This window comes from Rhizobium sp. Root483D2 (assembly GCF_001426685.1).
Lineage (GTDB): Bacteria > Pseudomonadota > Alphaproteobacteria > Rhizobiales > Rhizobiaceae > Pararhizobium > Pararhizobium qamdonense.
In genome coordinates, this window is record NZ_LMFB01000012.1 from 219,336 (window position 1) to 235,854 (window position 16,519).

General features: G+C 60.5%; 18 protein-coding genes and 1 tRNA gene. 12 read left to right on the forward strand and 7 right to left on the reverse strand.

Translation table 11 applies throughout. The annotated features are described in order from the left end of the window. The first annotated feature begins 40 nt into the window (after positions 1 to 40). Entirely contained in the window at positions 41 to 298 is a 258-nt protein-coding gene (locus ASD32_RS10580; RefSeq protein ID WP_060637983.1) for a BON domain-containing protein, read from the forward strand. Between the two features lie 86 nt (positions 299 to 384). On the opposite strand, the gene ASD32_RS10585 is transcribed toward ASD32_RS10580, so the two are convergent. The 5 genes from ASD32_RS10585 to ASD32_RS10605 all read right to left on the reverse strand — a co-directional run bounded on the left by ASD32_RS10585 (position 385) and on the right by ASD32_RS10605 (position 2,897). Then, positions 385 to 567 (reverse strand): hypothetical protein, encoded by a 183-nt coding sequence (locus ASD32_RS10585; protein WP_060637984.1) that lies wholly within the window; start codon positions 565 to 567, stop codon positions 385 to 387. Between the two features lie 10 nt (positions 568 to 577). Then, the gene (locus ASD32_RS10590) at positions 578 to 769 is read right to left on the reverse strand and encodes a hypothetical protein (RefSeq protein ID WP_060637985.1); all 192 of its coding nucleotides are present in this window, start codon (positions 767 to 769) and stop codon (positions 578 to 580) included. 91 nt (positions 770 to 860) lie between these two features. Continuing rightward, entirely contained in the window at positions 861 to 2,135 is a 1,275-nt protein-coding gene (locus ASD32_RS10595; RefSeq protein ID WP_060637986.1) for an alpha/beta hydrolase, read from the reverse strand. A gap of 226 nt (positions 2,136 to 2,361) precedes the next feature. Next, a complete protein-coding gene (locus tag ASD32_RS10600) occupies positions 2,362 to 2,604 on the reverse strand; it encodes a hypothetical protein (protein WP_060637987.1) in 243 nt (80 codons plus the stop codon). A gap of 203 nt (positions 2,605 to 2,807) precedes the next feature. Further along, positions 2,808 to 2,897 (reverse strand) — tRNA-Ser (locus tag ASD32_RS10605). A 276-nt stretch (positions 2,898 to 3,173) separates the two neighbouring features. Between ASD32_RS10605 and ASD32_RS10610 the strand changes: the two genes are divergently transcribed. The 4 genes from ASD32_RS10610 (at position 3,174) to ASD32_RS10625 (ending at position 8,230) form a co-directional block, all read left to right on the forward strand. After that, positions 3,174 to 3,491: a hypothetical protein gene (locus ASD32_RS10610; protein ID WP_060637988.1), complete on the forward strand. Its 318-nt coding sequence runs from the start codon at positions 3,174 to 3,176 to the stop codon at positions 3,489 to 3,491. A 204-nt stretch (positions 3,492 to 3,695) separates the two neighbouring features. Beyond that, positions 3,696 to 4,580, forward strand: a complete 885-nt coding sequence (locus ASD32_RS10615; RefSeq protein ID WP_060638161.1) for an AraC family transcriptional regulator — start codon at positions 3,696 to 3,698, stop codon at positions 4,578 to 4,580. Positions 4,581 to 4,761: 181 nt separating this feature from the next. Continuing rightward, entirely contained in the window at positions 4,762 to 6,939 is a 2,178-nt protein-coding gene (locus ASD32_RS10620; RefSeq protein WP_060637989.1) for a TonB-dependent siderophore receptor, read from the forward strand. 298 nt (positions 6,940 to 7,237) lie between these two features. Beyond that, a complete protein-coding gene (locus ASD32_RS10625; RefSeq protein WP_060637990.1) occupies positions 7,238 to 8,230 on the forward strand; it encodes a BMP family ABC transporter substrate-binding protein in 993 nt (330 codons plus the stop codon). A 129-nt stretch (positions 8,231 to 8,359) separates the two neighbouring features. On the opposite strand, the gene ASD32_RS10630 is transcribed toward ASD32_RS10625, so the two are convergent. Continuing rightward, positions 8,360 to 8,569 (reverse strand): SlyX family protein, encoded by a 210-nt coding sequence (locus tag ASD32_RS10630; RefSeq protein ID WP_060637991.1) that lies wholly within the window; start codon positions 8,567 to 8,569, stop codon positions 8,360 to 8,362. A gap of 291 nt (positions 8,570 to 8,860) precedes the next feature. Here ASD32_RS10630 and ASD32_RS10635 point away from each other — a divergent pair, with 291 nt between their 5' ends. The 7 genes from ASD32_RS10635 to deoA all read left to right on the forward strand — a co-directional run bounded on the left by ASD32_RS10635 (position 8,861) and on the right by deoA (position 15,939). Next, positions 8,861 to 10,396 (forward strand): ABC transporter ATP-binding protein, encoded by a 1,536-nt coding sequence (locus ASD32_RS10635; protein ID WP_060637992.1) that lies wholly within the window; start codon positions 8,861 to 8,863, stop codon positions 10,394 to 10,396. Then, positions 10,393 to 11,526 carry an ABC transporter permease gene (locus ASD32_RS10640; RefSeq protein ID WP_060637993.1) on the forward strand — a complete coding sequence of 378 codons (1,134 nt, stop codon included), beginning with the start codon at positions 10,393 to 10,395 and terminating at the stop codon, positions 11,524 to 11,526. The genes ASD32_RS10635 and ASD32_RS10640 overlap by 4 nt, the downstream gene beginning before the upstream one ends. A gap of 3 nt (positions 11,527 to 11,529) precedes the next feature. Continuing rightward, positions 11,530 to 12,501, forward strand: a complete 972-nt coding sequence (locus ASD32_RS10645) for an ABC transporter permease (protein ID WP_060637994.1) — start codon at positions 11,530 to 11,532, stop codon at positions 12,499 to 12,501. 2 nt (positions 12,502 to 12,503) lie between these two features. Continuing rightward, positions 12,504 to 12,896 (forward strand): cytidine deaminase, encoded by a 393-nt coding sequence (locus ASD32_RS10650; RefSeq protein WP_162252658.1) that lies wholly within the window; start codon positions 12,504 to 12,506, stop codon positions 12,894 to 12,896. Beyond that, the gene (locus tag ASD32_RS10655; RefSeq protein WP_060637995.1) at positions 12,893 to 13,684 is read left to right on the forward strand and encodes a purine-nucleoside phosphorylase; all 792 of its coding nucleotides are present in this window, start codon (positions 12,893 to 12,895) and stop codon (positions 13,682 to 13,684) included. Before ASD32_RS10650 ends, ASD32_RS10655 begins: the two co-directional genes overlap by 4 nt. 165 nt (positions 13,685 to 13,849) lie before the next feature. Beyond that, positions 13,850 to 14,623, forward strand: a complete 774-nt coding sequence (deoC, locus tag ASD32_RS10660) for a deoxyribose-phosphate aldolase (protein WP_060638163.1) — start codon at positions 13,850 to 13,852, stop codon at positions 14,621 to 14,623. Further along, a complete protein-coding gene (gene deoA / locus ASD32_RS10665) occupies positions 14,620 to 15,939 on the forward strand; it encodes a thymidine phosphorylase (protein WP_060637996.1) in 1,320 nt (439 codons plus the stop codon). Before deoC ends, deoA begins: the two co-directional genes overlap by 4 nt. On the opposite strand, the gene ASD32_RS10670 is transcribed toward deoA, so the two are convergent. Next, the gene (locus tag ASD32_RS10670; protein ID WP_060637997.1) at positions 15,929 to 16,444 is read right to left on the reverse strand and encodes a TIGR02281 family clan AA aspartic protease; all 516 of its coding nucleotides are present in this window, start codon (positions 16,442 to 16,444) and stop codon (positions 15,929 to 15,931) included. The two genes, deoA and ASD32_RS10670, sit on opposite strands and share 11 nt — an antisense overlap. Between the last annotated feature and the right edge of the window lie 75 nt (positions 16,445 to 16,519).

Sequence of the window (16,519 nt, forward strand, 5' to 3'; positions counted from 1 at the left end):
CGGGAAAAACTTGCGTTGTCCCTCCGGAAGGACAATCGCCATGCACAATCAGATTTATATTCACCAGGATGATCACTCGGACCTCACCGATGACGAACTGGCCAACAAGGTCATGCGTTACATTCAATATTCGGCGCTGATCGATACATCCAGGCTGTCTGTCATGGCTGTGGGGCGTACCGTTATTCTCAGCGGCTACGTGTCCTGCGAGACAGAAATAGGCTGCATTGAGCAGGCTGCCGCCTCGGTGATCGGTGTTCATCTCGTTGAGAATAAGGTCGAGGTGCTGCCACACTAAGCGGCACGCTGCAGCTATTCCTGTGGTCACTTATAAAAATACCGGCTTGCAAAATGCGATCCGGTATTTTTCTTTCAATGTCTGTATCAAATCAAACCGCCGGTCACAGGGTTGACGATGGGCTTTTCGCTCTCGTCCTTGCCGCCTGCCGGCTGAACCATCGGTGAAGCTTTCGATCGCTCGTCGGCATGAGAAGGCTCGCCTGGTGGCCGATGCACATCGCGTGGCTTTCTCTGTTCCGGTGTGGCGTTGGTATCGTCGGTGGCCATAACGTCCTCCTTATGCCGCGCCAGCGGGATCGCCAATCGGAAGCAGAGCCGGTTCCAGAATAGGGTCGTTGGGGTTCTTCGTGTCGCCCTTGTCGATCACAGGCGGCGTCGCCGGTTTTTCCTGCGTACGATCAGGGATCCCGGGCGTGGATTGCGGGCCGCGCGGGCTGTCGTCCTGTGGTGTCGGGATTGTGGTCGGCATGATCGTTCTCCTTTGTGGGAGTAAAACGATCATCCGGGGCGATGGTTCCGCAGTGGTCCACTATAGACCGCCGCGTGTCTCGATCCGCCGCCTACTGCGACGGGGCATCCTGCGGCTGGAAGGCGCCTTCGACCTCTGCCGGTTTTTTCTTCTTCGGCAGTTTCAGATTTCCGGAAAGAAGATCGACAGGGGTCGCAACCGTGGTTGCCGTGACCTGGCCCACCGTATTGACCGTGCCGGCCACCAGAGCTGTGATGCCATCACCGAGAGTGACGTCGGAATCCGTCAAGGTCTGGCCGGTCACAAGCCGCTGACCGATCAGCTGTACGATCTCAGGGCTTTCGGCAAATTTGCCATGGTTGAGGCGATCGGTGGATTTCACCTTGGTCAGATCGACGACGGTGATGCCGGCTTTCTCGAGCTTGGACTTATAGGGCTCTTCGGCAGGGTTGATCTGTCCAAGCCGCTGGACATCGCCCGAAATATAACGCGACAGTGCCAGCGCCCGGTCGTCCTGCGAGACGAAAATCGTGAAATTCGGCTTGTGCTTGCCCAGCTCGTTCCATTGCCGGGAAAACACATCGACATCGATATCGGGGGAGGCAAGGATGACGTTTTCGATCTTTTTTGGAAGTCCGCCATTGCGGATCGCCATCTGGCGGATCGATTCCATCGCCAGCCACGTTCCCATCGAGTGGGCAAGGATGGTGATATCCTTGATATTCTTGTCCTCGACCAGCGCCTTCAGCGTGTTCTCCAGCGAGGTGCGCGAATAGTTGGTGCTTTCCTTGTCGTAATTATAGTCGAACACCTTGGCGCGAGACGGCCAGGTGAAAAGGACGGGTGTCACGTCGGCGCCGGAATCGTGAACGATCTGGGCAAAACGGAAGATCGAATCCTCATACGTATTGTTGAAGCCGTGAATGAAGACCATCGCATGGCCGCCGGAAGAGTGCTTGCGCACCCATTCCCGCGCCTGTTGAACGTCCGGCACCGGCTGGACGCGGACAACCGCAAAATCGGTGTCCGGATTGGGCGGCAGCTTCTTTGGCCATTGCACGGTGCCCGATGCGCGTATCTTGCTGGATGGAATGGACACCGCCACATCGGTCAAGGAGGCCTGGACGCTGCGCTCGCCGGAAAACAGCGTTGCCGGATCGCCCGAGGGCAGCCGGCTGGTTGCCACCAGCATATCGACGACGGCATTGCCCTTCGGCTCGGCGGCAATGTTGAGCGGCTGCATGACGCCCTTGGCATGCCCCCCACAGGCGCTCAGCGTTGCCACGAGCGACAGAGTGACCACCAGCTGCCGCAGGAAGCGCCCGGATGATGACGTGGCAGCCTTGCCGATCGATGCTGAGGTCATGGATACGCTTCCAACAAAACACAAGATTTGACAGGACAGCCTGGAATTGTGTGCCGGACAAAGTCCACAGTCAGCTGCCGCCGTCAAGCCTCAACCGGGCAACTTGGCGGGGCCCGTCGATCCATGACACAGGTTGATATTGTATTTTTGACACAGGCGGCGGCACTGATCTCCGCTTAGCCTGCGCGTGACGAAAACGGCACCGAACGGCCTTTTGCCTGCCTTTCTATTCCGGCAGGCCTTGCAATCCCAAGGCCGCATTGCGGCGCAGATCCGCAATCGCAATCCTCAGTTCCGCCTCTTCCCATCCGGCCTTGAGGCCGCCCTGAACAAGCTGTGCCTCGACATCATCCTCCGTCAGGGACGTCTCGTTCGACAGATGCGCCAGCGCCACCTGCAACACTTCCTCACAGTCGAGCGCGCGTTCCGGATGACCGATGGGGCGTTTGGGGGATGCGATATACGTCATGCTCATGTCTCCTTGGTGGCACAGGGCCGGACTGGAAATTGGCTGAAAGCAGACTGTCGATTGCATGAATGATGTAGCGCAGGCAGGCGCTTGCGCAAAGGTGTACTTGAAGCGGGCGGAAATTTGGTTCGCAGCCGGGTTCGAAAGGGTGATCAGTCGAGGATGGGCCGCTCGGAAAATTGGATAAACGTTGGATGAGAAAATGGCGGACAGAGCGGGATTCGAACCCGCGATACGCTCTCACGTATACACACTTTCCAGGCGTGCGCCTTCAACCACTCGGCCACCTGTCCGTTTTGTCAATCGCACCGGCGGTTGGGGCCGGTGGATTAGAGACAAGCGCTTGCTTTCTCCTGAAAACCCGTTCGGCTGCGCCAAACCGGGTAAGCCGCAGACGAAAACCTGCGGACGGCGCGATATATACCGAGGAACTCGGTGGGATCAACTGATTTCTGACAGTTTTTTGACTTCTTGCGATCCGGCCCTGTGAAAAGGCGGGATTGCACTTCTTCGAGCCTGTGCTTATTGCTTGCTGGACCCGGCGGGTAGGGCCGGATAGGGGAGGCGGAATGCGGTTCTTGCTGCGGTTTGCGAGTTTTCTGGTGCTGGTCTCAGGCGTGCTCGTCGCATCCGTCGATGCCATCCAGTCGGTCTCGGCATCGCAGCCGGTGCTGACGCCGCTTGCAGCAGCGCTTGCCGCCGCCGGCCCTTCGGCCCTGTCTTTCGTGCAGGGCCTGGAACGGCCGCATGCCAATGGCGCCTTTCTCGATCCAATGATCCGCTGGTTGCTGCAGCAGCCGGCGTTCGCCTTCTTCCTGCTGATCGCGCTCATTCTTTGGATGATCGGCTATAAGCGCCCGCCCGCCGCTGGCCGGTTTTCGGCCTGACTCAACCGGCCCGAACTCTGATGAGTGCGAACCCCGGCAAGCCGATTTGACGGGCAAGGCATGGCGAAAAGGACACAATGCCCGATAAACACGGGTTTTGCGGGCATTTCAGCAATTGCCAAAGTGCGGGACTTCCCATATTAAAACTTGATTATTAAAAGCAGGTTTTATTCCGTCCGCATGGACCGGTTCCGCCGAGGCGTCATGACCTTTCAACCGCGCATGAACAACAGGATTTCCGGGTTTTCCGTCATTGGCGGGCTGAACCGCCGCGAATGGAACGGCATCGTTGCCGATCTCTGGGATGTCGAATGCGCGCCAGCCGCTGGCGGGTTCTATGTGGCGGATGATCCCAGGCTCTTCATCGTGCTGGACGCCAAGGGCGGCGGGCGGCGCAACATCCGGCTGCGGCCGGCGCATCAGGCGCCGGCGGAGGACAGCCGCCGCCAGGTGATCTCCTATATTCCGGCAGGCATGGAATTGTGGGCCGAAATGGTCGATGTGAATTATGTCCGCCATCTCGATCTGCATTTCAACGCGGATGTACTCAGCCGCAGGCTGATGGAGGATCTCGACAGGCGCAAGCTGGATATGCCGCGCCTCCTGTTTTCCGAGCCGCGCTTCCTGGCGCTCGCCGAACTGATCGCTGCCGAATGCGAAAATCCGCAGCCATTGCACGATCTCTATGGCGATGGACTGTCTGTAGCGCTGTTTGTGGATGTGATGAAGCTTGCGCCGGTGCGTGCGCGCAAGCGCAGCGAGCTGGCCGCATGGCAGTTGCGCCGCTCGATTGATTATATCGAGGAAAACTGCCTGCGCGGCATTCGTCTTGAAGAACTGGCAACGCTCACCGGTCTGTCGCAATCCTATTTCAGCCATGCCTTCAAGGCCTCGACCGGCCTGCCGCCGCACCAGTGGCAGATGAAGGCGCGCATCGAGCGGGCCAAGCAGCTGATGCTCACGGACGAATTGCCGATGAGCGTTATCGCGGCCGAAACGGGCTTTGCCGATCAGGCGCACTTTACCCGTGTGTTCCGCAAGTCTGTCGGCGCAACGCCGGCCACCTGGGCGAAGAGCCAACGCTTTTGAGCATTTGCGCTTTGTCTGGGCAGAAAGCGGAATATGGACCAGAAACGTTCAAGAACCGCAGCCAGAGACAATCCCGCTCCATCATAGTTGAGCTAAAGACTCCGCTTATATTCATGAAATGCCGGATTGCGTACCGCCGACGGGGGCGAAGGCGCCCGGTTCAAGCTGGGGTGACGAAATCATGCAGATCAAGGGGACTGGTCTCTACCGGGTATTGATGGCGAGTGCTGCCGTTGCGGCAATCACTGTTGCGCAGTCTGCCTATGCGCAGGACGCCGCAACAGGCGGCGCCACGGCGTTGGAACGCCTGACAGTCGAAGGCGGCAAGGGCGGCAAGCCCGCAGAGGGCGAAGCCACCGGTCCGGTCGATGGCTATGTGGCAAAGGCGACGGGCACGGGCTCGAAGACCGCAACGCCGGTTTCGGAAATACCGCAATCCGTTTCTGTGATCGGCCGCAAGGAACTGGACGATCGCGGCGTCGTCACCAAGATCGACGAGGCGCTGCGCTATACCGCCGGTGTTTCGACCGAACCCTTCGGCAGTGATCCCGATACGGACTGGTTCTACATCCGTGGCTTCGACGCGACGCAAACCGGCGTCTTCCTGGACGGCCTCAATCTCTATTCCTTCGGCTTCGGCGGTTTCCAGACCGATGCCTATATGATGGAACGGATCGAGGTGCTGAAGGGCCCGGCTTCCGTCCTCTATGGCGGCTCGAGCCCCGGCGGCATCGTCGATCTCGTGCGCAAGCGCCCGCAGGCAGAGCCCGCCTATTCCACAGAGATCGGCATCAACAATTTCGGCAATGCCTTTTTCGGCTTCGATGCCAATGACAAGCTGAATGACGATGGCACGATCACCTACCGCGTCACTGGCAAGATCGCCGGCGGCGACAATTATTCGGATTATTCCGAGGATTTGCGCGGCTTCGTCATGCCGCAGATCACCTATGCGCCGGATGATGCGACATCGCTGACCGTCTATGCGATCGTTTCGGCCTTCGACCAGACCCATGTCGGCAACGGCTTCCTTCCTTATGAAGGCACAGTCACCAACGCCCCGTTCGGCAAGATCGACCGCGACCTTTTCTTTGGCGAGCCGGATCATGATTTCGGCCGCTACGACCAGCAGATGCTCGGCTACGAGGTCTCGCACGAATTCGACAATGGCTGGAAGGTCTCGCAGAACCTGCGCTACAGCCATCTCGACAAGGCTGAAGAGCTTGTCTACCCCTATGCCTATACGCCCACCTATGATCTCGCCCGTCTCGGCTTCAAGCACGATACATCCGTCGATAGTTTCAGTGTCGATAACCGGGCGGAAAAGGAATTTTCGACCGGGCCGCTCGAACATTCGCTGCTGCTCGGCCTCGACTACAAGAATTTCAAGATCGATCAGACCCAGGCTTCCGCATTCCCGGCGACGGACCTGGATCCGACCGATCCGGTCTATGGCGGCGGGCTGCCAGCCTATTTCACCTATCTCGATGGCGTCACCCGCCTGAAGCAGACCGGTGTCTACGCGCAGGACCAGATCCGGTTCGGCGATGGCTGGCTGCTGACGCTGAATGGCCGATATGATTATGTCGATATCGAAAACCGCTCGCGTCTGGCCACGGGGTCCTATGCCACCAATGACAGCGCACTCAGCGGCCGCGCCGGCCTTGCCTATGAATTCGACAATGGCATCACGCCCTATGTCTCCGTCGCAACCTTCTTCAATCCGCAGATCGGCACGCTCTCGGGCAGCGGCGGCGCGCTGGAACCGGAAGAAGGCCATCAGGTCGAAGGCGGCATCAAATACGAACCCACCTTCATCGACGGCTCGCTGACCGCCTCGGTCTACCAGATCGTCAAGCAGAACGTCACGACGACGATCGCAGGTCCGCCACCCTTCCAGGAGCAGATCGGCGAGGTCACATCCACCGGCTTCGAGCTGGAAGGCAAGGTCAACCTCACCCAGAACTGGAAGATGCTGGCGAGCTACACCTATAACGACCTGGAAGTCACGGAAGACGGCGACCCCTCGGTGATCGGCAACCGCCCCTATCTGATCCCGGAACATGAGGCGGCCGTTTGGGTCGAATATCTGGTGACGGAAGGCGCGCTGGAAGGCGTCAGCCTGGGCGGTGGCCTGCGCTACCAAGGCGAATCCTTCGCCGATATGGCCAATACCGCCAAGGTTCCCGATGCCGTGATCGCGGATGCGGCGATCCGGTACGAGAAGAACGGCTGGGGCGCTGCCCTCAACGTCACCAACCTGTTCGACAAAGAGTATGTCAAGGGTTGCCAGGGCCTGTTTACCTGCGGTTACGGCGACCAGCGCACCGTGACGCTGAAGCTCAGCAAGGCCTGGTAAGCCGTAACGGATCGAGCGATTTTGAGGGCGCGGCACATCGATGCCGCGCCCTTTTGCGTTGATAGGGCCGATGGCCCGTGCACAAAAAATCACCGCAAAACGATAATTTTGCCAGGTTTTTGGGCTATTTACCTTTTTTTACCAATTGAAAAATTTCGGGTGAATTTTGATTTGAGGCATGTAAGGATGCGCGCCAGCCAGACATCCCTTCACGGGAGTGGTGGTTCCGCAGACATGCTCCCGTAGAGGAGCTTGCGGGAGGACCCAACAAGATCAATAGCAACAACAGGGCTGCACAATGAAAAAAACCCTCCTCGGTCTCCTTGCTTTTTCGATGATGTCGGCCACGGCGCTTGCCGCAGACATCAAGCCGGCGCTGATCTTCGATCTCGGCGGCAAGTTCGACAAATCCTTCAACGAAGCAGCCTTCAACGGCGCGGAAAAATTCAAGACCGAAACCGGCATTGAATATCGCGAGTTCGAAATCAGCAACGATGCCCAGCGCGAGCAGGCACTGCGCCGCTTCGCCGGCGACGGCAACAACCCGATCGTGATCGTCGGTTTCAACTGGGCGCCGCCGCTCGAAAAGCTGGCCGCCGAATATCCCGACACGAAATTCGCCATCATCGACACGGTCGTCGACAAGCCGAACGTCAAGTCAATCGTCTTCAAGGAACAGGAAGGCTCGTATCTCGTCGGCGTTCTCGCCGGTCTTGCATCCAAGTCGAAGACCGTCAGCTTCGTCGGCGGCATGGATATCCCGCTGATCCACAAGTTCGCCTGTGGTTACATCGGTGGCGCAAAGTCCACCGGTGCTGACGTCAAGGTACTCGAAGCCTATACGGGCACGACACCGGATGCCTGGAACGACCCGGTCAAGGGCGGCGAAATCGCCAAGTCGCAGATCGATCAGGGCTCCGACGTCGTCTATCACGCTGCCGGCGGCACCGGTGTCGGTGTGCTCCAGGCGGCTGCGGATGCAGGCAAGCTCGGCATCGGCGTTGACTCAAACCAGAACGCGCTCCAGCCTGGCAAGGTCCTGACCTCGATGCTCAAGCGCGTCGATGTTGCCGTCTACGAAGCCTTCAAGGCCGCAAAGGATGACAAGTTCGAATTCGGCGCCTCCAACCTCGGCCTCAAGGAAGATGGCGTCGGCTTTGCGCTCGACGACAACAACAAGGCGCTGATCACGCCTGAAATGCTGACCGCCGTCGATAAGGTCAAGGCCGACATCGTTGCCGGTACGGTTGCGGTTCACGACTACATGTCGGATGAAGCCTGCCCCTATTGATCCGCAAACGGATTGAATGAAGGCGCCGCCGGTCTCTGGGACTGGCGGCTTTTTTATTGTTTGGAAGTCTTTAAAAGACGCTCCCCAACCTCTCCCCACAAGGGGGTTGAGGTGGGTTCGCATGCCCGCTCAATAATGCGGCGGACGTGTATTGGCGGGCGCCTCGATGCTTTGTTCCTCAAGGCTGAGGAAGCGCTCGGTCAGGCGGTCGAGCTTGGCCCGGACTTGCTCGACCACGGTCCATTGCTGCGTCAACTGGTCGGACAATTCCTCGATCGTCTTTGCCTGATGCGCGATCGTTTCCTCGAGCTGGATGAGGCGCTCGCTGTCATTGCTCATGGTTTTTTCCTTCACGGCAGCCGTACATGCGTATGCCATCCCCTATCATATCCACATCATCGATACAGTCTCGCGCACAGGGATATTGCGTTTCGCCGGAAAGTGCGTAAATCGCGCTGGACTCTCCGCAATGATCTGGAATGATCTGGGAAGAGCGGATGGGCTTTTGATTTTTTGACTTACGCGCCCGGATTTCGATGCTAAACTTAACCAATTGGTAAAAAAATCGATGCCCGGGATTCCGCTGTCAATTCGGAGAAAACCGGGCCGGCTTGGGGAACATGGGTCAATATGAGCGATATTGCCATCGAGTTGCGTGGCATCGACAAGAGCTTTGGCCTTGTCCATGCCAATAAGAATATCAACCTGACCGTTCGCAAGGGCACCATTCACGGCATTATCGGTGAAAACGGCGCCGGCAAATCGACCCTGATGTCGATCCTCTACGGCTTCTACCAGGCCGACAGGGGCGATATCGTCATCGACGGCAAGACCGTGACGATCAAGGATCCGAACGCGGCGATCGCCAGCGGCATCGGCATGGTGCACCAGCATTTCATGCTGGTCGAGAATTTCACCGTGCTCGAGAATGTCATGCTCGGCGCCGAGGAAAGCCAGATCCTCAATACCAGCATTTCCAAGGCCCGCGTCGAGCTGAAGCGGCTGGAAAAGGAATATGCGCTGGAGGTCAATCCGGACGCCCTGATCGAGGAATTGCCGGTCGGGCTGCAGCAGCGCGTCGAAATCCTGAAGGCGCTCTACCGCCGGGCCGATATCCTCATTCTCGACGAGCCGACGGGGGTTTTGACGCCGCCCGAGGCCGATCACCTGTTCCGCATTCTTGGTCAGTTGAAGGATCAGGGCAAGACCATCATCTTCATCACCCACAAGCTGCGCGAGATCATGGCGATCACCGACGAGGTGTCCGTCATGCGCCGCGGCGAGATGGTGGCGACGCGCAAAACCAGGGAAACCTCAGTCGAGGAACTGGCCGAGCTGATGGTTGGACGCCGCGTGCTGTTGCGGGTCGAAAAGGGCGAGGCCAATCCCGGTGAGGTCAAGCTTGCGGTCGAAAACCTGACGGTGCGCGATGGCCGCGGCGTCACCATGGTCGATAATGTCTCGTTCAACCTGCGCGCCGGCGAAATCGTCGGCATTGCCGGGGTGGCGGGCAATGGTCAGTCCGAACTGCTGGAAGCGATCTCGGGCATCCGCAAGGCTGTCGGCGGCAGGGTTCTGCTCAACGGCGAGCCGATCGACGTCACCGCCCATGTCGATCCGCGCGACTTGCGCGACAGGGGGCTCGCCCATGTGCCGGAAGACCGCCACCATGTCGGGCTCGTGTTGAAATTCGAGGAGGCCGAAAACGGTATCCTCGGCTACCACCACGACAAGCGTTACCTCAACGGCGTCTTCCTCAATACCAAGGCGATCCAGGCGGATGCCGAGGAAAAGATCAAAAAATACGATATCAGGCCGCCCAATCCCCGGCTAAAGACCGCCAATTTTTCCGGCGGCAACCAGCAGAAGATCGTTCTGGCGCGCGAGATGGAGCGTGGGCCCGACGTCCTGATCATCGGCCAGCCGACGCGCGGCGTCGATGTCGGCGCCATCGAATTCATCCACAAACGGATCATCGAGATGCGGGACCAGGGCAAGGCTGTCCTGCTCGTCTCCGTCGAACTCGATGAAATCCGCGCCCTGTCCGACCGTATCATCGTCATGTTTGCCGGCCGTGTCGTCGGCGAGCGCGATCCGGATGCGACCGAAGGGGAACTCGGCCTGTTGATGGCCGGTGTCGAAGGCCGCAAGGAGGCCGCCGAATGAGCAATCCCTATGCAAAACTGCCGGCCTGGGCCGAATATATCCTGATCCCGGTGCTCAATCTGGCCGTTGCCTTCCTGGTCGCCGGGCTCGTCGTGCTGCTTGTGGGCGAAAATCCGCTGGATGCCGCCTATTACATGATCACCGGCGCCTTTGGCCGCGGCGAATATATCGGCTTCACGCTGTATTATGCCACGACCTTCATCTTCACAGGCCTCTCGGTCGCTGTCGCCTTCCATGCCGGCCTGTTCAATATCGGCAGTGAGGGGCAGGCCTATATTGGCGGCATCGGCGTGGCGCTCGCCTGTCTCTGGCTCGACAAGACCATGCCCTGGTTCGTGGTGTTTCCGCTGGCGATCATCGGGTCGGCCGCATTTGGCGCACTCTGGGCCTTCCTGCCCGGCTGGCTGCAGGCCAAGCGCGGCAGCCACGTGGTCATCACCACCATCATGTTCAATTTCATCGCCTCCAGCCTGATGGTCTATCTCCTGACCCGGGTGCTGAAGCCGCTTGGCCAGATGGCGCCGCAGACCCGCACCTTCGAGGCGGGCGGGCAGTTGCCGAAGCTGGACTGGCTGATGTCGATCTTCGGGCTCAATCTCGGCAATTCGCCGTTCAATGTCTCCTTTCTGCTGGCTCTTCTCGCCGCCTTCGGCGTCTGGGTGCTGATCTGGCGCACCAAGCTCGGCTACGAAATGCGCACCATGGGCCACAGTCCATCGGCGGCGCGCTATGCCGGGATCGGGGAGGCGCGCATTATCGTCATCGTCATGATGATCTCGGGCGGTCTCGCAGGCATGATGGCGCTCAACCCGATCATGGGCGAGCAATACCGCATGCAGCTGGATTTCGTGCAGGGGGCCGGTTTCGTCGGCATCGCGGTGGCGCTGATGGGCCGCTCGCATCCGGCCGGCATCATCCCGGCTGCGGTCCTGTTCGGCATGCTCTATCAGGGCGGCGCCGAAATCGCCTTCGAAATGCCGGCCATCTCGCGCGACATGATCGTCATCATCCAGGGCCTGGTCATTCTCTTTGCCGGAGCGCTGGAAAACATGTTCCGCCCGGCGATCGGCCGCGCCTTTGCCGGCATCGGCCGCCGTTCCGCCGTTGCCGCGCAGACAAGGGGAGCCTGAGCCATGGATCTTTTCCACACGATCATCGCGATCCTCGAATCGACCATCCGGGTTTCCGTTCCGCTGATCTTTGCAGCGCTGGCCGGCCTGTTTACCGAGCGGGCAGGGGTGTTCGACATCGGCCTTGAGGGCAAGATGCTCGGCGCCGCCTTTGCCGCCGGTGCCGTCGCCGCCGTAACCGGCAATGTGATGATGGGGCTTCTGGCCGCCATCCTGATTTCCGTGCTGTTATCTCTGGTCCACGGCTATGCCTCGATCACCCAGCGCGGCAGCCAGATCGTGTCCGGCGTTGCGATCAATTTCATCGTCGCAGGCTCTACCGTCATTCTCGGCGAAGCCTGGTTCCGCCAGGGCGGCCGCACGCCGGCACTATCGGGCGATGCCCGCTTCCAGACGGTCACGCTGCCCTTTGCCGATGCGGTGCGCGACGTGCCGTTTCTCGGGCCGATCTATTCCGAGCTTTTGTCGGGCCATTTCATCCTCACCTATGTCGCCTTCGCGCTGGTGCCGTTCAGCTGGTGGATTCTCTACCGCACCCGCTTTGGCCTGCGCCTTCGCGCCGTCGGCGAAAATCCGAGCGCGGTGGATACGGCCGGCATTTCGGTGATCTGGCTGCGGTACCGCGCCGTCATCTGCTGCGGCATTCTCTGTGGCTTTGCCGGGGCCTATCTGTCGCTGGCCATGAGTGCCGGCTTCGTCAAGGGCATGACGGCCGGCAAGGGTTATATCGCGCTGGCCGCCTTGATCTTTGCCAAATGGCGTCCGGTCAACATCATGCTGGCCTGCCTTCTCTTCGGCTTCCTCGATGCGCTCGCTATTCGCCTGCAGGGCAACCCGTTGCCGCTGATCGGCCAGGTGCCGGTACAATTGATGCAGGCGCTGCCCTATATCCTCACGGTCATCCTGCTTGCCGGCTTCATCGGCAAGGCGATCCCGCCCAAGGCAGGGGGTGTACCCTATGTGAAGGAGCGCTGACCGTGGAAAACGAACTTTTCGAGGCAGCCCGCGAGGCCATGGCGAAAGCCCATGCGCCCTATTCGAAATTCCCCGTCGGCGCCGCGATCCGCGCCGAGGACGGCCGGATCTATACTGGCGCCAATATCGAGAACCTGTCCTTTCCCGAGGGCTGGTGTGCGGAGACGACGGCGATCAGCCATATGGTCATGGCCGGTCAGCGCAAGATCGTCGAGGTCGCGGTGATTGCCGAAAAGCTGGCGCTTTGCCCGCCCTGCGGCGGCTGCCGCCAGCGGCTGGCGGAATTTTCCGGTGCCAGCACCCGCATTTTCCTCTGCGATGAGACGGGTGTGAAAAAGACGCTCTCCATGGCTGATCTCCTGCCGCATTCGTTCGAGACCGAGGTCTTCGGATGACGGCGGCCGCAGAGCTGCTAAAGGCCAGGCTTTCCGGCCTTTCGCCGCGTTACGGCATCGTGCTCGGCTCCGGGCTCGGATCGCTGGTTGCGGCGGTCGCCGATCCCATGCGGATATCCTATGCGGATATTCCTGGTTTTCCTGTCAGTGCGGTATCGGGGCATGCCGGCGAACTGGTCGCTGGCACGATCGGCGGCGTCCCCGTCATCGTCCTGTCCGGCCGGGTGCATTTCTATGAGCGTGGTGATGCCAATGCGATGCGCACGCCGATCGAGACATTGAAGGCGCTGGGCGTCGAAACGCTGATCCTCACCAATTCGGCGGGGTCGCTGCGCGAAGACCTGCCGCCGGGCTCGGTGATGCAGATCACCGATCACATCAATTTTTCCGGCACCAGCCCGCTGATCGGCGTCGATAGCGACGATCGCTTCGTCGGGCTGACCTCCGCCTATGATACCGAACTGGCTGAGCGCATGCGCGCTGCGGCCATCAAGCTGGATATTCCGCTCGGTTCCGGCGTCTATATGTGGTTTTCCGGGCCGAATTTCGAAACGCCGGCGGAAATCCGCATGGCCCGCATTCTCGGCGCCGATGCGGTCGGCATGTCGACCGTGCCGGAAGTCATCCTCGCCCGGTTCTTCGGCCTGAAGGTCGCTGCCGCCTCGGTCATCACCAATTTCGGCGCAGGCATGACCGGTGGCGAGCTCAGCCACCACGAAACAAAGGACATGGCCCCCATCGGCGGCGCCCGTCTGGCGTCCATCCTCACTGAAATGATCTCGGCGTAGCACGACGGGGTTCTCCACCTTTGGCCGCGCTGGACCGGTTGCGCGCTCCTCTCAAGCCAACAGAAGTGCTTCCGTTTGCAGATGAAGCGCTCTAGAACAACCGTTCGTGATCAGCCGCAGGCCCGCTCACGATTGATCGCGATCTAGAAATGGACGGACACCATGATGCTCGAAGCCTCCAATCGCCAGATAGCCGCGCTCGCGCTGTCACTGCTCGATCTCACCGACCTCTCCGACGACTGCACGCCGGCGGCGATCGACAAGCTCTGCGCCATGGCCCGCACGTCGCATGGCCATACGGCGGCGATCTGCATCTGGCCGCGTTTCGTGGCCCAGGCCCGCAGCATTCTGGGGGCGGGCAGCGCAGTCAAGATCGCCACCGTCGTCAATTTCCCCTCCGGCGACCTGCCGGTCGAAACGGTGCTGGCCGAAACGCGGCAGGCGATTGAAGATGGCGCCGATGAAATCGATCTGGTCATTCCCTATCGCGCCTTCATGGCCGGCGATGAACAGGCGGTGCGCACCATGATTTCCGAGGTGCGCAAGGAATGCCCTTCGCCAGTGCTGCTCAAGACCATTCTGGAGACCGGAGAATTGAAGGATCGCGGCCTGATCCGCAACGCCTCCCATATCGCCATTCAGGAAGGCGCCGATTTCATCAAGACATCGACCGGCAAGGTCGCTGTGAACGCAACGCTCGAGGCGGCGGATATCATGCTGACCTGCATCCGCGAAAGCGGCCGCAAGGTTGGCTTCAAGCCGGCCGGTGGCGTTCGCACCGTCGGCGACGCCCGCCTCTATCTCACTCTTGCCGCAACGATCCACAGCCCCGACTGGCCGATGCCCTCGACCTTCCGCTTCGGCGCTTCCGGCCTGCTCACCGACATCCTCTCGGTGCTGGAAGGCCGCGAGCCGGTGGCCGGCGCGACGGCCTATTGATCATGATCCCGCAGGAGGTCATCCGGCGCAAGCGCAACGGCGAATCGCTTGAGGGAGCCGACATTGCCGCTTTCATCCGTGGTCTCACGGACGGATCGATCTCCGAGGGGCAGGTGGCGGCCTTCGCCATGGCCGTGTGGTTCTCCGGCATGAGCCTTGAGGAAACGGTGGCGCTGACGCTTGCCATGCGCGATAGCGGCGATGTGCTGTCCTTCGCGGATATCGGCCGCCCCGTTGCCGACAAGCATTCGACTGGCGGTGTCGGCGATAACGTTTCCCTGATGCTGGCGCCAATCGTGGCGGCATGCGGCCTCGCCGTGCCGATGATTTCCGGCCGTGGCCTTGGCCATACCGGCGGCACGCTCGACAAGCTGGAATCGATCCCCGGCTACGATATCAAGCCCTCCGAAGCGGTGTTTCGCCGGACAGTTAAGGACGCCGGCTGCGCCATCATCGGCCAGACCGCCGATCTTGCACCCGCCGACCGGCGCCTATACGCCATTCGCGACGTGACCGCGACGGTCGATTCCGTGCCGCTGATCACCGCCTCGATCCTGTCGAAGAAGCTCGCCGCCGGGCTGCAATCGCTGGTGCTCGACGTCAAGATCGGCAATGGCGCCTTCATGGTAGGGCTTGAGGAGGCCGAAACGCTGGCGCGCTCGCTGGTCGGTGTCGCCAATGGTGCGGGCGTCAAGACGACGGCGCTGATCACGGACATGAACGAACCGCTCGCCGATGCGGCCGGCAACGCCGTCGAAATCGAAAACTGCGTTGCCTTCCTGCGGGGCGAAAAATCCGGCACCCGCCTGGAAGCCGTGGTCATGACCTTCGCCGCCGAAATGCTGATGACCTCCGGCGTTGCAGCCAGCCCCACGGAGGGTGCAGACCTTGCCGGCCGCGCGCTGAGAAGCGGCGCTGCCCTGGAGCGGTTTGGCCGCATGGTTCATATGCTGGGCGGCCCTGCCGATTTCATCGAGCGTCCGCAGGCATATTTGGTCAAGGCGCCGGTCCTTCTCCCCGTCGAGGCGCCGTGTGACGGCTATCTGCACACCTGCAATGCCCGCGATATCGGGATGGAGGTGATTGCACTCGGGGGCGGCCGCACACGGCCGGACGAGGCGATCGATCACCGTGTCGGCTTCAGCGGCCTGAAGCCGTTGGGAACAAAGGTCGAAAAGGGCGAGCCGTTTGCGCTGATTCATGCCGCCAGCGACGATGCGGCGTTTAAAGCGCGGGCGCGGCTACAGGAAATCTACGCGATCGGCGATGACGCCGTGCCGGAGCGGCCAGTGATCGTTTCAAAGATCAGCGTGTAAGGTGCAAGGCACCGTTCTCGACCTTATAGGACGAGAGCTTGTTCAGAAAACTCATGCCGACCAGCATGCCCGACAGCGATTTGTCGGGCAGCACCATCGCCTGGACATCCTTGACCGCGATCGTCCCGATCTCGACGCGATCGAGCATGACGGCAGCGCCCTTGACGATGCCGTTTGCCGTATTGGCCCTGGCGGTGAAGGACAAGGATCCCGTCGAGATTCCCAGCCGTCGCGCGGTGGATATGTTGATGGCGATCATGCTGGCGCCGGTATCGACCATGCCATCCGCCTTGCGGCCGTTGATGGTGAAGGTGGCGAGGAAATGCCCGCCGGGGCCTGGCGGCAGCACCACGCTCCGGCCGCCGGTATATGCCGCCGGGCTTGCATTTACCGGTTGGGCAACGGTTGCGGCCTGCGGCCGCTCAAGATAGGAGGTCGCAAGCCCTGGCAGCACCAAGGCAGCGGCAACGATGCCTCCCGCAAACACAGCCATGCGACCCAGCATTGATCAACTCCACGCGTAACCTCGCAAGAGCTAAGCATGACGCCTGCTAACAGGATGCAAAAAGCCGCCGGATTT

Bases quoted from the DNA above. Each gene is read 5' to 3' on its own strand.
- ASD32_RS10615 (WP_060638161.1), top strand. From the start codon at position 3,696: ATGACCTTTCAACCGCGCATGAACAACAGGATTTCCGGGTTTTCCGTC.
- deoC (WP_060638163.1), top strand. From the start codon at position 13,850: ATGCTCGAAGCCTCCAATCGCCAGATAGCCGCGCTCGCGCTGTCACTG.
- ASD32_RS10645 (WP_060637994.1), top strand. From the start codon at position 11,530: ATGGATCTTTTCCACACGATCATCGCGATCCTCGAATCGACCATCCGG.
- ASD32_RS10590 (WP_060637985.1), bottom strand. From the start codon at position 769: ATGCCGACCACAATCCCGACACCACAGGACGACAGCCCGCGCGGCCCG.
- ASD32_RS10630 (WP_060637991.1), bottom strand. From the start codon at position 8,569: ATGAGCAATGACAGCGAGCGCCTCATCCAGCTCGAGGAAACGATCGCG.
- ASD32_RS10580 (WP_060637983.1), top strand. From the start codon at position 41: ATGCACAATCAGATTTATATTCACCAGGATGATCACTCGGACCTCACC.
- ASD32_RS10600 (WP_060637987.1), bottom strand. From the start codon at position 2,604: ATGACGTATATCGCATCCCCCAAACGCCCCATCGGTCATCCGGAACGC.
- ASD32_RS10655 (WP_060637995.1), top strand. From the start codon at position 12,893: ATGACGGCGGCCGCAGAGCTGCTAAAGGCCAGGCTTTCCGGCCTTTCG.
- ASD32_RS10640 (WP_060637993.1), top strand. From the start codon at position 10,393: ATGAGCAATCCCTATGCAAAACTGCCGGCCTGGGCCGAATATATCCTG.
- ASD32_RS10595 (WP_060637986.1), bottom strand. From the start codon at position 2,135: ATGACCTCAGCATCGATCGGCAAGGCTGCCACGTCATCATCCGGGCGC.
- ASD32_RS10585 (WP_060637984.1), bottom strand. From the start codon at position 567: ATGGCCACCGACGATACCAACGCCACACCGGAACAGAGAAAGCCACGC.
- ASD32_RS10610 (WP_060637988.1), top strand. From the start codon at position 3,174: ATGCGGTTCTTGCTGCGGTTTGCGAGTTTTCTGGTGCTGGTCTCAGGC.
- ASD32_RS10625 (WP_060637990.1), top strand. From the start codon at position 7,238: ATGAAAAAAACCCTCCTCGGTCTCCTTGCTTTTTCGATGATGTCGGCC.
- ASD32_RS10670 (WP_060637997.1), bottom strand. From the start codon at position 16,444: ATGCTGGGTCGCATGGCTGTGTTTGCGGGAGGCATCGTTGCCGCTGCC.
- ASD32_RS10635 (WP_060637992.1), top strand. From the start codon at position 8,861: ATGAGCGATATTGCCATCGAGTTGCGTGGCATCGACAAGAGCTTTGGC.
- ASD32_RS10620 (WP_060637989.1), top strand. From the start codon at position 4,762: ATGCAGATCAAGGGGACTGGTCTCTACCGGGTATTGATGGCGAGTGCT.